Genomic DNA, 15539 nt, shown 5'->3' on the forward strand with positions numbered 1-15539 from the left:
TCGCCAAGCGGCCTGCGGTGATATAATATATACCAAAGATCTTTTTTAGCATGGTGCATTACAGAGTGGTGGCCGGCACCGGTAGCAATGGCTGAATCCTGCTGTAAAATTTTACCCACTCTTTCAAAAGGCCCAAAAGGATTATCGGCAATGGCATACGCCACAGAATAATCAGGCCCGGTCCAGCCGCCTTCGCTCCACATAAAATAATATTTGTTGTTACGCATAAACATAAACGGCCCTTCTACATAACCTTTTGGAGTGATCTCTTTAAACAAAATACTGTCACTAAAAGGCACAATGCCGGTAAAATCATTTTTTAATTTAGCAATATTACAATGCTGCCAGCCGCCATAAATAATATAATACTCGCCATTTGTATCTTTAAATACAAACTGATCGATCGGTTGTGCTCCATTATAAAATTTATCAATTAAAGGTTTGCCCAGGTAATCTTTAAAAGGGCCTTCGGGTTTATTGGCCACAGCCACACCAATGCCGCCATATTCGTTGTTGCTTTGTATATCGTTGGCAGCAAAAAATAAAAAATATTTTTTATCTTTTTGTACAATGGCAGGTGCCCACATGGCACGACGTGCCCATTTAATTGCCGCAGTGTCTAAAATTTTATGATGCGTTTTCCATTGCACTAAATCTTTTGAAGAAAAGGCATCAAAGAAAACCTGCTTTTCATATTTATCCGAATAAGTGGGATAGATCCAGTACCGATCTTTAAAAATAGCTGCTTCGGGGTCGGCGTACCAGCCTTTAATAATGGGATTGCCGGATGTGGGTATTTGTGCAATCGAATACACTGCTGTTACAAATAAAAAAAATACAGTTGAATAAAACAATTTCATGTTGTAAAAATAATTTACTGCTTAAAATAAACCTTGGTAATCTTTCCACCTTCCACCACATACATAGCTATTGCAGTAACAGGTTTATCGCCAAAACCCCACACTTCTTCCTGGTCAATTACGGTATTACCTTCTACAATGCGGTTAACCAGGCGGCAATATAATTTAGGTGTTTTAGTAACAAACTGGTAGGCTTTACGCATTTCAGTTTTTCCTTTCATCACCAGTTTATCAGGAAAGCTGTACAGCTCCACCTCCTCTGCATAAGGCGCTAAAAAAGCTTCCAGGTTGTGGGCATTGTAAGCATTCAGTTGCTGCTGTGCCAGCATTTCGGGTGTGTTCATAATAAAAGAATCCCGTTTAAAAGGAATGCCTTTGTTAATTACCCAATCTATCTTTTGCCAATTGGCAATATCATCTAACGGGTTTGCAGTAAGCACCAGCATATTGGCCCATTTATTTTTAGCAATGCTGCCCCATTCGTTTTGTTTGCCCACAGCTTTAGCGCCATTAATGGTACTGGCCTCTAGTAATTGCCAGTTGCTCATACCGGCAGCCTGCATGGCTTTAAGTTCCTGAAAATACGAGCCGGCGTGTTGCGTACCAATATTACCGGCATCGGTACCCGTAGCAATAGTAACACCTGCAGCCACTAATTTTTTAAGATTTTTTTGCATGATGGAATCTGCCAGTTGTGTACTTGCTTTACGTTCAGCAGAAGACATAGCATTAATATAACGGCTAGCAATGGCCGTATCTGGCTGCGGATAATTTAATATGCCTGCAATGGTTGTTGGGTTGGCAACAGCAAGTTCATCTGTGGTAAAATGATACTGATGGCCCAGTGACTTACCATAATTACCCATTACCACCAGTGTGGGGCAAAGCACTGTTTTGTTTTTCAGCAACAGTTGCACAAAGGCATCGCTGATAATTTCATCGTCTACACTGTGTACTAAAAAATCGGCACCGGCTTCTACGGCCAGTTGTGCAGTAATGCGTTCTGTAGCATGTACGGCTACCCGTAAATTGTTTTTATGGGCTTCGTCAATAGCGGCTGTAACCAGCGGTAAATTTTTACGTGCCCCTTTTTCCACATCGGCATCAGTAACAATGTACCAGATTTTTATAAAATCGGTATGCAGCGGCAACTGGTTGCGTACCGATTGGCGGACAGCTTCTTCGGTACCCATCATTTCAAAAGGAGCTTCTTTGCCTAATTTTTTATATGCCTCGGGTACATAAGTGGTGAGCAATGGGCCCGTCATGCTGATGAGTGGTGCATAATTTTTACTGGTAAAACTATCCCGTTGCGTTAAAAAATTGTACGACGCTCCCACATCAATTACCTGTGTAATACCCAGGCTGCTGTACCGGCGTAAAAAATCATCCATGTTATTATGCACCCAGTTTAATTCTTTTGCATGCGGCTGGTAACTCCGCAAATCAATTACATCGGGCCGGGTAAACATACCACCACTCTGAAAAAAATGCACATGGGCATCCGTAAAGCCCGGCACTAAATATTTACCTGTACCATCTATTACTGCGGTGCCTTCGGGCAGTTCAAATGTTTTGTTATTATCTACCGAAATTATTTTACCGTTTAGCGCCACCACCGTATAACCGGTTAACAATTTTTTATTTTCTACATCAACTACGGTGATGTTTTTAATAAGTGATTGTGCGGTGAGGGTTTGAATGCCTATGAGCAATAGAAGGAGTGAGAGTTGGCGCATGGTGAAAGTTTTTTTTGAAGATACAAAATTTGGTGGGGTTGGGTGAGAGGAGGTAATCAAGGTGTTTAGCTGTGTGCTGAATATGTAAAGATAGATTTGTATTTGTATATCAAAGGCACTGGCATAAGCTATTGAAAATAAAATTTATAACTATTATACCGTTAACTAGATAAACCTGCTCTTGTAAGAAGATCGAGTACTTTACCTCCTGGGACAAGACTTATTGAAGCATGACGATGTGCTAATGCAACAGGAACAATCGCATTGTCATAAAGATCAAATTCAAAATGACGTATTAAATCACAGGCTCTTTCTATTAAAGACCCATATCTTTCTAATTGGACTTTTTCATTTGCAAAATCTGCTCCATTTGCCCCTTTATCCGCAAACGGGTAAGGTAATGCAAAATTAAAAATCCTTCCACGCTCAGTCTTAAAAAGAAAATCTTGTCCATAGTAAGTTTCACTTCCAAAGTTATCAGATGGCGAATCACTTCCTGTAATGTAAGTATGACGATACATATCATCGATAACACGGATTACCCCATTTGGTAAAAATCTTTCTAGTAAATTAGCATGATCCATAACATTTCCTGTTTTTTGAAGCCCCATAACTAATACAGGCTCGAGTGCTAACTGAGCTAATTTATTATTTACTTCATGAATTAAAAACATCAACCGTTGATGAAGCTTTGCAGGTTCCCCAAAAAGAGCCAAAGGTCCGTCAACAACAAAAGCAATTTTATTTAAAGCAGAAGGCGTGCTATTTAAAAGCTCTAATATAAATGAACCAAGCAGTAAATGTTCAACGGCATTCATCATTCGTGTCATTGCACTTGCATTATCTCCAAAATCACTAATACCTTCATGCAACCTTAACCAGTCTGTAATATAAATATCTACAGAACATTTTGGACATTTGTGAACAAGACTAGATGTTAAAAACTCTAACTCTTCAATAGATTCACGACACGAAGGACATTTGTTTATCTTAATTTTATTATTATTTAAAGCAAGTAGTGTTTCAGTTAATACCATTCGATTTGTATTATCTCTTCTATTTGCGTTAAACTGATCAAATACAGCAAGCCTAAAACCATCACGTACGGTTTTTGAATTTCTATATTTGATATTACTTCCTGGTAAAACGTATGTAATTGGTTGAGCATTGCGGTGCATATCTGCAGCTTTAAAAGGATCTACAAACCGTGACTTAGGATCTATTAGCTCAGCATATTTTTCCATTGATACAAGTACATGGCTAACTTTAATAAAACCAAGTTGTGTGCATGGAAGTTTATCGTTAATAGGAGCATCACTTTTACTAGCATCAGATGCCACTATAAAATTAGGCAATATTGGAGGTTCTCCTTTTGGAGCATTGGTAAATTGAGATGCAATCGCTTTTGCTTCATCATCGGATGGAGGCCTCATATAATCACAATTGGAAAGGAACAATTGTACATCTGGATTTCGTACAAAATCAGAATGTCCTCCTTTACCGGCTGTTTCTCGATTATATGGCATTTTTTACCTCCTCTGTATTGTTTTTTATTTTAGCAACTGCCGCTATAATTTCACTAGGAGTAAACCTATTAATTTGAGTTGGAATTACAAAAGGAGACGAAAGTGTTTTTATTCGAGCAAATCCAACATCTTGTGCTGCTTTTAGAGAAGCAATAAAATCACTAAAATCATAAAATTTCCCCAAAGTTTTTAATTCATCATCATTGTTTAAGTGAGTCACAAACCAGTTTTCTGTATTAGCTAATATATTAGGATGTACAGAAGATGGTTCTTGTGTTGCATACACAAATGCAATTCTAGCCTTTGCACCTTCTTTCGCAATACGTGGCCAAGTGTCTGTGAGAGCCGCACTTTTACCAATTAAGTTGTGAGCTTCCTCAACATACAAAACAACATTCATAGGTTGCTTGCCGTGATTCAAATCATCAAATTGTCGATTAAATACAGCAACTGCTACACGTTCAGATAAAGTCTTACGTATTGAAACTGGACCAGCCGAAAGATCAAGTATTACAATTCTTCCAGAGTACAAAAAATTTAAAATTTCTTGTACTACATCTCCATGTCTGGTGCTTGAATGATATTCCACATATTCTTGAAGTTGTCTATACCCTCTGATATAAGTTCCACCTGAACTTTCATTAGCCAAAACATTTAAATAAGCTTGTAAAGAACTATCAACCCAACCTCCGCCACCACTTGAAGGTAATGGGCTACTTCTATTAATTCTTCTTGCTGCTAAAAACCAAATTTTTGCCTGATCAAGTGTTAACTGATAAAAAGGTTGATTTCCTCTTGTTATTGTTGAAGGGAATCCGGCAGGAAGTTCTGGTTGAACAAGAGCTACTACTTGGCCACTTACAGGAAAATCTATTCTAAAATTTGCAGGAGCTTGGTATTGCGATGAGTATATTATACAATGAAAAACAGCTTTTCTAACTTGCCAACGATTATGATCTCCTCTTTCTGATCGATCCGGTTCATCAAGTGAACTAGTAATAAACGTTGTAATATCTTGAGCATTCCCACGTGTTTCCCTCGATAATTGTTCAAGAAGCCCAAGCGCAACATCCGGTTGGTCATAAAAATTAATTCTTAAATCTTTAAAATTTGGTTTTTCAGGCGTATCTATGGCTCTATAACAAACAGTATTTTCAAATACGTCAGCAATAGAACTACCATCATCTTGAGCATTGGCATTAGCATATTCGCCATTTATATCAAAAATCAATTGTCCAACAGGTATATTATCTGTTAGGGCCGCAAGAGCGACAGCTGAAACAGTTGTTTTAACTGTATTAGACTTTCCTGTTCTCGTCATTCCCAATACGGCGGTGCGTCTAGAAAGAAAATCTGTGGGTTGAATTAATACTTTAACTAAAGGGGTATTAGGACCACGATGCATTCTTGCAGTAGAAGTATAACGGACAGTTCCAATTTCTATAGGAGAAGGAATCTTTTTAAATCCAGCTTTATGTGCCTCCTCTATTGCTTTAGTCTGAACTTCTGGATTAATGTGATTCACTATCATTGCTAAAGCATCCCCACTTGGTTTATAGGCTCTCATTCTAGACAGGGTCATAAAATTTTCTATATCACTACCTAAACGTAACTGTCCGTTTTCAATATAGAATGTTCCAAGTATACTACAACGCAATCCGCCGGCTTGTAATTCTGACGCAGTCATCGGGTCCATGCCATCATTAACATCTCCAGGAAGTTTTTCATTTGATGTTCGTCTTTGATGGTGCTCAATACGAGTACGAATAAAATCATTGTCTTGCGGAAGATTAACAGGCTCTAATACCCGTAACAGAACCACTTCTTTATCGATTATTGCAGCATCAGCCATGCGTTCAGGATTAAAACCAGCTGAAACAAGAAAGGAATTATGTGGTATGCCGTTTACTAAATGTTTCCAGTTGTCATTTGTAAGAATTAATACTTCATCGAAACGCATACCATATACATAACCAACAAAAGATTCATTATAATTACCTAATAGTTTTACAAGTTCATTTTCGCTTGTAACAATTTGATTAAGAATATCAGCCATAAATTTTAATTTTTAACTTCCTAGTTCAAAAAAAGAAATTGTTGGAATACGAATAGCTTCATTAGAGATAGACAAAACTTTCCTTGCATTTCCGACAATAGTTAAGCCAACATGTGGTTCAATTTCTCTTTTTAAAGCTGGTAGGTCCCTATTGCTATAAAACAACTCCCTTCCAACAAAACTATTTCCGCCAACAGGATGGGTTGAATAAGTTTGATCAATTACTCGTCCACGAATACCTTTTTGTTTATTATAAAGTTTCCTTATTTCCGGGGCATCATCATACGATAACATCCATGGCACAGAAACATTTATAAGATAATCACGTAGAGAGATATGCATTGAATTATCAAATAAACATCCATATAACTGCTCTGCCTTATTATAATAAGGAGGATCTAGATATAAATATGACTCTTTAGATTTTGCATAATATGAACAAAAGCGTTTCCAATTAAGTGAATCAACACGATCAACTTGTTCACGTAATTCGTATAAATTATTAATCCTTAATATTATTTTTTCTTTATTAAACCGAACATCCAATTTTCTGTTTGTTTGTCCCCATCCCCCAATTGGACCGGCTTTATATAGAATACCATTGAAACTAGTTCTATTTAAATAAAGACATTTCCAAGCAGCTTCTTTTATATCTTTTGGTACTAATGCCTTTTGTAAACGCCATTCTTTTATTGTAATCTTAGTTGTCTCAATTTTATTGATTAACCAGTTTATATGATATCTTGATTCGCAACTTTTACCAAAAACAACTTTCCAAAAACTTGATACGAGGGGATCTAAATCATTAATTGCTATCCTATCGACGACACCTGATTCAAGCAACGAAATTGAAGCACCTGCACCACCGCAAAATGGCTCAACGAAGATGTTTGCTTTTTCATTTGATGCAACAATAGATTCTTCAATAAAATTTGTAAATCGTGTTTTGCCGCCAGGGTATCGAAGTGGGGAAGTTGAAGTCATTTTCTGATATCTGCTAGTTTTTAAAAATCAAAAAGTACATATTAATAACTTTAAGGTAGTTAATATCATTAATATATCATAAAATCTCTTTAAAGCACACTTTCAAAAAATTTTAATATTTTTAGTAGCAACTGAATAAAGAAAAATAAAAACGGTTCCTTGGGGTAAATTGTTGATATTACGTTCTGTCAATTAAAACAAAACTATATGAATTGGAATGATTTACTTAGTAATAAAAGATTAAGGGTTTCAAAAAGGCTCACAGCCACTGATCCCCGCAACGACTTTGAAAGTGATTTTGGGAGAGTAATATTTAGCCCTGCTACTCGTCGCATGCATGATAAAACGCAAGTATTTCCGTTAACGTCTGATGATAATACTCATTCAAGATTAACTCATTCAATGGAGGTAATGGCCGTTGGTCATTCGCTCGGTTTAAAAGTTTGTGAGAATAAAGAATTTCAAGAAAGGACTGGAAGAACAGAAGCCGATCTCTATAGGCAAATACCAGTTTTATTAAAAAATGCTTGTTTAGTTCACGACATAGGAAATCCTCCTTTTGGTCATTTTGGAGAGACTGTTATACAAAACTACTTTGAAGAATTCTGTAAAGAGCAGGAAATTAGCAGGGCTGAGAAAAAAAAACTTGAAGAGGCTGGTGATTTAGAAGGAGCCAAAAAAATTAAAATAATTAATCTTTCCGATGATGAACCTGAAGATTTTACAAAGTTTGATGGTAATGCCCAAGGGTTTCGTGTTTTGACTAAATTACAAATACTAGATGACGATAAAGGCTTAAACCTTACCTCTGCAACACTATGTAGTTATCTTAAGTACCCAAATACAGGTCCAATTATAAAAGCCATAATAAATAAAAAGAAAAGAGGCGTATTTCAATCGGAGAAAAAATATCTTGAAGAAGTTGCTACTAACTGTGGATTAATTTTAGATGGCGAAATCAAAAGACATCCTTTATCTTTTTTAATGGAGGCAGCAGATTCAATATGTTATTTGGTAATGGATATTGAAGACGGTTTCAGCAAAGGATGGTATAATTATAATTTCGTTAAAGAGAATTTCTCCAAAATACCTGGGCTAAATGAACAATTTGAAAAATTAGATAAAGAAAACACTACTAATGGTATTGAGATAACAAAAATGGCAAATCTCAGAATTTACCTTATTGGGAAATTAGTTAATTTAGCATCTTCAAATTTTTTAAACAATTTAGATATAATCTACAAAGGAGAGTATCATAAGGAGTTAATATTTGATGATGGGAATGAATTAGCAAAATGCTTACAAACATTTTGCATAAGGGAAATTTTTCCGAAAAGGCCTATTACCTCGTTAGAATTAACTGGACACTCTGTGCTTACTGGATTATTAGATTATTACATTAAATTTATGTTTCATAAAGATAGAGACTACAGAGATAGAGCGGTAGGCTTAATTTCATCTGGTATAAAAAGAGTAGCATTAATTGAAAATGGACATAAGGAAACCGAGTCTATAGAAGTATTAAATGATTATTATAAATTGCGGATTATTGTAGATTTTGTTTCTGGTATGACAGACCAATTTGCATTAAACCATTATCAAAAATTAAGTGGGCAAAAGATTATCTGATATAAAAGAATATGTAGAAAGTTCCAAGCTTTCATTTTATGACTACCTAATGCGTACCGAGGACGAATTAGTCATGAAATTAATATCCCGAATTAGTGAAAAGACAAGGGTTTTTATTTTTAGTGGCGTCATAAGAAATTTTTTTCTTGGTGAAAAAAATAACAGGGACATTGATATTATTCTCGAAAATGAAATTGATATTTTTTCTTTATTAGGTAATGCAAAAGTTACCAAAAATAGTTTTGGAGGATTTAAAATCATATTCAATAAGACCACAATTGATCTATGGTTTCTGGAACAAACTTGGGCATTTAAAAATGAACCCATGCTGAACTTTGATCTTGAAAGAAGAGTTCCAGGGACAGCTTTCTTTAATTTTTCAGCAATTGTTTATTCGTTTAATGATAAGCTCTTTTACTACACTGATAGCTTCCTTAAATTTCTTCGTGATGAGAAAATCGATGTGGTTTATGAAAAAAATCCGAATTACAAATTATGCGTTGTAAATACGTTATACTATTCGGACAAGTACAACTTAAATATTAAAGATAAATTGAAAAAATACGTTATCGATAAGTATAATAAACATGATAAAGATTATAGTGAAGTACAAATCAAACATTTTGGAAAAGTTATTTATCCCAATGATTTGATAGAACATAGAATTGAAACAATTAATAGTTACAAAAAAAGACAAAAAAAGAAATTAGCCATAGTACATTCTAAGTAGCTTCCCCAACTGGCTTAATTGTTTGGCGCAGGTGTTACGCACCAATCTTCGCTCCCTTCCTCGCCGTTGTTGCGTCTTATTGACCAACAACGAATAGCCTAAGCATGCTGTTACCGAAAAAAGCATTTCGCATTCGCAACAATTGTTTACTGCGATGCATCGTTTTCGCCGCCGTAGGTATTCCGCTACTCAGCATACGCCCCCGTCTGGTCTCCCGGCCAACGGGTAGCATGGCCTACGCTGCATTTAAAAAAGTGTACAGTAAATATAAATACCGTAGCAGCATTATAAGTACAACGCCGTTGGTGTGGAGACCAGACGGCGGCACGGTGATGCTTCCTGTTTTGTTTACATCAGGTCAGGAGACCTGCCCCAAACCGGGAGGTGCTGTTCAACCTTCTCCCCCAACCTCTATTCCATCATTTCCAACGGGAAGTTCCGCCGGCACATCAGGGTCTTTAAAACTTTCTTTAACCTCCTCCTCTGTGTCCTCTTTTTTTGCATCCTTAATTTTTTCAACAACCGGTGGCAACCCATCTTGCGGCCGGGTTTTACTTTCCGGTGTTTTGTCTACATCCGTTTGTGGTGTGTTAGTTTTATCCATTGCATTTCAATTTTATTATGATTGTGTAATTGATACTGCTAAAGAGATGCCAGAAAAAAAAGTTTCGTTCCAGTGGAATTTTCTCGCCTTTGTTGGTGTTACGCACCAATCTTCGCACCCTTCCTCGCTGTTGTTGCGTCTTATTGACCAACAACGAATAGCCCAAGCATACTGTTACCGAAAAAAGCATTTCGCATTCGCAACAATCGTTTACCCAACTGGCTTAAGTGTTCGGCCCTCTGGCCTCTGGCGCAAGGTGTTCCGCTTTAGCGGGTCACTTGTGTCTAACAGTTCCAGCGGTTTTTAACCGCGGCATAATGCAACCTATTAAAAAAGAGGCGGCTTTTTTAATTTCTCATTCCCCTTCCACAGCTCTTTCACAATGCACCCCGGCAGCTTCGTCATCACTTCTCCAAAAAAAATAACGACCGGAATTAAACAGAGCTTGCCTGCAAGCCTGTAATCATTCTTAAAATAATTTATCCAATTTTCTTACCTTGGGTTGGCAAGGTTATAAACCTCCTAACGATGTATAGTAACTTAAAAGACTGCTATGGGTATGAGAAAAACTGTATAGCAAATCCATTCTTTTCAAAATGTATTTTTAGTATTTAAACGGCGCATACAAAATTTGGTGATCTTGTTTTATAAAATACAAATAATGAAATTTATATGGGCTAATGTTAGCAAATCAACAATGCTATAAAAAACGCTCAACTTTTTTAAAGGCAAGCTTACCGGTTGGTATGAAGTTTACTTATTGAGGTAGTTTTAAAAAATAATTTAATGACAAAAACAAATACAATTACAAAAGCCGCCGAAAAAGATTTATTCAATGAGCTGTCGCAACTTATTGAGCAAAGCCAACAGCAGGTAGTTTCGCAAGCCAATAGCACCCTTACCATGCTTTTTTGGCATATAGGCAACCGCATTAATAAAGAAATACTTCAAAATAAACGGGCAGACTATGGAAAACAGATTGTGGCGACACTGTCTACACAATTGGAAGAAAGATATGGCAGAAATTTTGAGTTGGGCAACCTGCGTAGAATGCTACAGTTTGCCGAGCAGTTTCCCGATTTGTCAATTGTCGCGACACTGTCGCGACAATTGAGTTGGTCACATTTTAGAGAATTAATACCAATCAAAAACCAGGAAGCAAAACTATATTATGCTCAGGCATCTGCCACACAATCATTAGGCGTAAGAGAACTACGCAAACAAATTAGCACCAAAACCTTTGAACGAAGCAGCATAGCCAATTTACAAAATACCAGTAACCATCCTGCCATCCACAACAGTTTTAAAGACCCCTATTTTTTAGATTTCTTAGGACTGCAAAATACTTATTTAGAAAAGGATTTGGAACAAGCGATTTTACGGGAACTGGAAGCCTTTATTTTAGAATTGGGCAAAGGCTTTGCTTTTGTAGAACGCCAAAAGCGGATGATAATTGATGGCGAAGATTTTCATTTAGACCTGCTTTTTTATCACCGGAATTTAAAACGTTTAGTAGCTGTAGAATTAAAGCTGGGTAAGTTTGAAGCAGAACATAAAGGCCAAATGGAATTGTATTTAAAATGGCTGGATAAATACGAAAAGGCAGCTGGTGAATTGCCACCGGTAGGCTTAATACTTTGTGCCGAAAGCAGCAGGGAACAAATAGAATTGCTGGAGATGCACAAAGACGGCATAATGGTAGCCGAATACTGGACGGAACTGCCACCTAAAAAACAATTAGAAAAAAAGATACACAGTATTTTAATAGAAGCCAAAGAAAGAATAGAGCGAAATAAGTTATCGGAATAGCAACAGCTTTATACAAAACCTGTAACTATAAAAATTTTGATTATGGCAACTGAATTTTGCCGACACTGTCGGCAAAATTGGGAAGGCAATTTGCAGATCAGTTCTCCAAAAATTTAATTGTCGTGCCAGTGGCTCGGCAATTAAAAACTACTTCATCAAATTATTACACCATAAAAAAAACACCACCACAACAGCATTTTTTTTCCTGGTGAAAAAAAAATACCCCAACTATAAAAACAGCCGGGGCATTTTACAGGTGTACTGTTTATGGCTGTACTTTATTAGTGTTGGCCACAATAACCGAAGCAAGCTGGCGGCCATTGGGCAATTCGCTGGAAGAGTAATAAATTTTAAAAATAGTATTGCTGCCTTTTTTAAGGCTGATAATATCCTGCACACTGCAGCTCATATCGCCAAAGGCAGTTGAGGCATCATTAAAACGCCATTCTTTTATCAATTTGTTTTGCTCATCTTTAATAGTAACAATTCTGTTTTTGCCCACTTTACCGCAATGATGATAGCGGATGGTTAGTTTATCGTTGGCAGATGCGGAACTGAGCTGCAGGGTTTTTACATTCTCCATATCCTTACCAAATTGCTGCAATACAATTTTACCGTTAAGGGAAATTTCAAATCCTTCGCCGCCAACTGGCGAGGCAGTTGAAAGTTTTGATGAGAAAGAAAGCAAAGTTGCGGCTATGGCAACCAGCAATATTGTTTTACTGATAATTGATTTCATGACTGTAATTTTTTTTATTAGAAAATAAATGAAGAAAAAGTGTTAGCAAATTCCGGATGGTGGTGAACGCATCAACAATAAGCATAACTGCTGTTGTTGTAAAAAATAATAGATAAATAAATATTTCATGGCTGTACTTTTATAATGTTGGCGAATCTATCTTTTGTAATATTGCATTTACCGTTTCTTCATTATAGGCGATGTTAACCAACTTATCAACGATGGTTCTTTTTTTATAAATAAACACGGTGTTTTTTGCATCAGGATTTATTTTATACAGGCCGCAGGTTTCTGCATCTGTTGGTGAGGGCACCCATACCATGGCCACACGTTTTAGCCCCTGTTCATCACACCATTTCCTTATTTTTCTTCCCAATATTTCTTCTCCATTGCTGCTGTGCTGTTTATAAAGTGGGTTCATGTACACCAAAAAAACACGAAACTTTTTCTCGCCACGTTTTTCCATTTCCTGTTCCAGTTTTTTTGCAAACTCACTCAACTGATCAAGATTGGCATGGTTGAACCACACCATCACGCCCTGGCCATAACCGTATTTGCACATAGGGCAAACTGTTTTTCCTCTATCCGCTCCTGATAGATGCACAGGATCGAAAGCTGGGCAGTTGGCACCGATTGCTAAACCTGATTTTATTTTTGGAAGTCCGGCGTAAGGATAATCAGGAACATTTAATCCGAGGGTGATATGACGTGTGCCATGTAATATCCCGTTTGCCTGCGGTACCAATTTTATTATTCCATTTCCTCCACGGTGTTGATTTAAATTTCTTTTTGATGCTGTCAACAGCGGATCATCATCAAACATATATTCACTTAGCCAGTATTCATTTTTACCCGGCTCTTTTACAGTAACATGAATATGCTCCATTGCATTTTGTTCGGGGTAAGGCGCAGGACGAAGTGTAAAGAATTGATAAAAACCATTATTATCTGTTTTAACCCAGCCACGTATATAACCGTGCCTTTTTGCCCAGCCTTTTTCATCGCCTTTACTTGGGTAAATGCCTTTTTGATTGGTATGATACACATACAGTACCACACCTGCAGCAGGTGTTTTTCCATCGGCTTGGTAAATTATTCCGCTGATGGCTATTTTGGGGCCAGGCTCAGTAAAGTCGGGCAGGGTATCTGTTTCATTCAGTTGCTCCAGCGGAATGGCACTTTCATAAATGGCTTCGCAGCCTTCGCACGGGCCACCAATATGCTGTGTAGTTTTAACAGAGCTGTTTTGTTTTTGTACTGCATTTTGAGAACAGGCGCTAAGGCTTAAAAGGCTAAGCGACACCGGTATGATGATATAAATTTTCATGTATTTTATTTTTACAGTACAAATTTGTATCATTAAAAAGACAGATGTAAATTATTTACACCAATGGGAATGCCGGCTTGACGAAATGAGAAATTGCATTTGGTTCCGTCAAGCTCAACCCTGACTTTTTTTTATCGGATTGATTCAATGTCTAACTGGTATTAATTCTTATTATTGTTGCTTTTATATTGATGCCATAAAATAACACCGGGTTTTAAAAAGAGATCTTCCTAAAACCCGGCGGGCATAAAAACAAAACACTAAAAAAATTTAATTGCTGTTTTTTGGTGGCGATGGATTGGTGCTTACTCCCGTTGCATCTACTACAAACTTATATTTAAACGAAGGTGAAAAATCGCCGGGTTCGTCGCTGGTTAAATAAATATTATAACTTATTTGCCCTGCAGTGGGAGGAACAGTGGGATTTACCGGGCAAAATAAAACAAAGGTTGCGCCGGTAGCAGTTAATCTTTGCCTGATGGTATTGTATTGGTTAGGCGATATTTGTAAGTTGCCGAAATAACTGCCCTGCCCAAACGTAACCGGGCTTTCTCTGCCTTTAAAAAGTTTAACATCGGGCAAACGGTCATTCCAGCCGTTACTGTTACCCGTCCACCCACGCAGGGTAAAAGCATCAAGGGTGTCATAAAATCTAAACGTTATTCTTGATCCGTTACCTAATGCAGTAAAGTTGGCCGCAGTTATCCATAAAGTATCTAAATGGCCGTTTAAAAGATTAGCGGGCACTGCAACTGCTGCTGGTGCTGGGTTTGCTGCGGTAACAGCCGTGCCGGATTTTGGTGCAGCAGCATCATTATTATTACAGGAAGGTAATAGCAGCACCAGTAGAATAAAAAATAAAAAAGCACTTGCCAATAAAAAAATCTTTTTCATAATGAAGGTTTAATGGTTAAAGAATAAAGAAGGAAGATTATTTGAGTATGTAAAAGATAAACTGTAATTTTCTTAATGTCAAGCTTTCAGTAAAGTTTTTTATCAGTACCCTTTATTTTTAAAGTAAAAAATATTTTATCCTGGTAAATTATTGATAACGATGGAGGCACTGTTAGGCTTTATACTGGATTGGTCGGAAGTGTGGGCATTGCTTATACCCATCATTTATTTTTTATTCCACCGCAGGCAGCCGGATTTTTTAAAGCCCGTGATTGTGTACCTGTTTGCGGCTTTACTGCTCAATTTAATTGGTAATATTATTGCGGAGTATAAAATTTATCTTCCATGGTGGCTACAAAGTAATAATCCATTATACAATGTACACTCCGTAATTCGTTTTGTTTGTTTCAGTTATTTTTTTATAGCGCTTAAGCAACAGGCATTTAAAAAATGGTTGTATATCTTGCCCAATCTTTCCCTGTTAATAATAATAATTAATTTTAGTACGGTTGAAAATTTTGGCAACCCCAATCATTTAAGTGGTAATTTACTGGCGGCAGAAGCGTATTTGTTACTCATCTATTGCATGTTGTATTATCTTGCTAAATTAAGAGAGGAAGAAAGCGACTTTAGCAGCGGCCC

General features: G+C 37.0%; 13 protein-coding genes. 4 read left to right on the forward strand and 9 right to left on the reverse strand.

Features of this window, described 5'->3' with window-relative positions; all coding sequences use genetic code 11:
* The 5 genes from ACY651_RS09235 to ACY651_RS09255 all read right to left on the reverse strand — a co-directional run.
* Positions 1-860 (reverse strand): glycoside hydrolase family 43 protein (locus ACY651_RS09235; RefSeq protein WP_462251949.1); only part of this gene is annotated, 860 nt, incomplete at its 3' end.
* A gap of 14 nt (positions 861-874) precedes the next feature.
* Positions 875-2599, reverse strand: coding sequence for an amidohydrolase family protein (locus ACY651_RS09240; RefSeq protein ID WP_462251951.1), 1725 nt, complete (start codon positions 2597-2599; stop codon positions 875-877).
* A 161-nt stretch (positions 2600-2760) separates the two neighbouring features.
* Entirely contained in the window at positions 2761-4125 is a 1365-nt protein-coding gene (locus ACY651_RS09245; RefSeq protein WP_462251953.1) for a hypothetical protein, read from the reverse strand.
* Positions 4115-6181: an ATP-binding protein gene (locus ACY651_RS09250; protein WP_462251955.1), complete on the reverse strand. Its 2067-nt coding sequence runs from the start codon at positions 6179-6181 to the stop codon at positions 4115-4117. Before ACY651_RS09250 ends, ACY651_RS09245 begins: the two co-directional genes overlap by 11 nt.
* 12 nt (positions 6182-6193) lie before the next feature.
* Positions 6194-7165, reverse strand: coding sequence for a DNA adenine methylase (locus ACY651_RS09255; RefSeq protein ID WP_462251957.1), 972 nt, complete (start codon positions 7163-7165; stop codon positions 6194-6196).
* A 207-nt stretch (positions 7166-7372) separates the two neighbouring features.
* Here ACY651_RS09255 and dgt point away from each other — a divergent pair, with 207 nt between their 5' ends.
* Both dgt and ACY651_RS09265 read left to right on the forward strand, forming a co-directional pair.
* Entirely contained in the window at positions 7373-8794 is a 1422-nt protein-coding gene (dgt, locus tag ACY651_RS09260; protein WP_462251959.1) for a dGTP triphosphohydrolase, read from the forward strand.
* A complete protein-coding gene (locus ACY651_RS09265) occupies positions 8775-9524 on the forward strand; it encodes a hypothetical protein (RefSeq protein WP_462251961.1) in 750 nt (249 codons plus the stop codon). Before dgt ends, ACY651_RS09265 begins: the two co-directional genes overlap by 20 nt.
* A gap of 391 nt (positions 9525-9915) precedes the next feature.
* Here the strand turns inward: ACY651_RS09265 and ACY651_RS09270 are convergent, their stop codons facing one another.
* Positions 9916-10128 (reverse strand): hypothetical protein, encoded by a 213-nt coding sequence (locus tag ACY651_RS09270; RefSeq protein WP_462251963.1) that lies wholly within the window; start codon positions 10126-10128, stop codon positions 9916-9918.
* Positions 10129-10914: 786 nt separating this feature from the next.
* Between ACY651_RS09270 and ACY651_RS09275 the strand changes: the two genes are divergently transcribed.
* Entirely contained in the window at positions 10915-11937 is a 1023-nt protein-coding gene (locus ACY651_RS09275; protein ID WP_462251965.1) for a PDDEXK nuclease domain-containing protein, read from the forward strand.
* Positions 11938-12202: 265 nt separating this feature from the next.
* On the opposite strand, the gene ACY651_RS09280 is transcribed toward ACY651_RS09275, so the two are convergent.
* The 3 genes from ACY651_RS09280 to ACY651_RS09290 all read right to left on the reverse strand — a co-directional run bounded on the left by ACY651_RS09280 (position 12203) and on the right by ACY651_RS09290 (position 14897).
* On the reverse strand, positions 12203-12676 hold the full coding sequence (locus tag ACY651_RS09280; RefSeq protein ID WP_462251967.1) for a hypothetical protein: 474 nt from the start codon (positions 12674-12676) through the stop codon (positions 12203-12205).
* A gap of 139 nt (positions 12677-12815) precedes the next feature.
* A complete protein-coding gene (locus ACY651_RS09285; RefSeq protein WP_462251969.1) occupies positions 12816-14003 on the reverse strand; it encodes a dioxygenase family protein in 1188 nt (395 codons plus the stop codon).
* Positions 14004-14273: 270 nt separating this feature from the next.
* Positions 14274-14897, reverse strand: coding sequence for a hypothetical protein (locus tag ACY651_RS09290; protein ID WP_462251971.1), 624 nt, complete (start codon positions 14895-14897; stop codon positions 14274-14276).
* A gap of 160 nt (positions 14898-15057) precedes the next feature.
* Here ACY651_RS09290 and ACY651_RS09295 point away from each other — a divergent pair.
* On the forward strand, positions 15058-15539 hold a 482-nt coding region (locus ACY651_RS09295; RefSeq protein WP_462251973.1), incomplete at its 3' end, for a hypothetical protein.

The organism is Ferruginibacter sp. (assembly GCF_031391665.1).
In the GTDB taxonomy this organism is placed as follows: Bacteria; Bacteroidota; Bacteroidia; order Chitinophagales; family Chitinophagaceae; genus Ferruginibacter.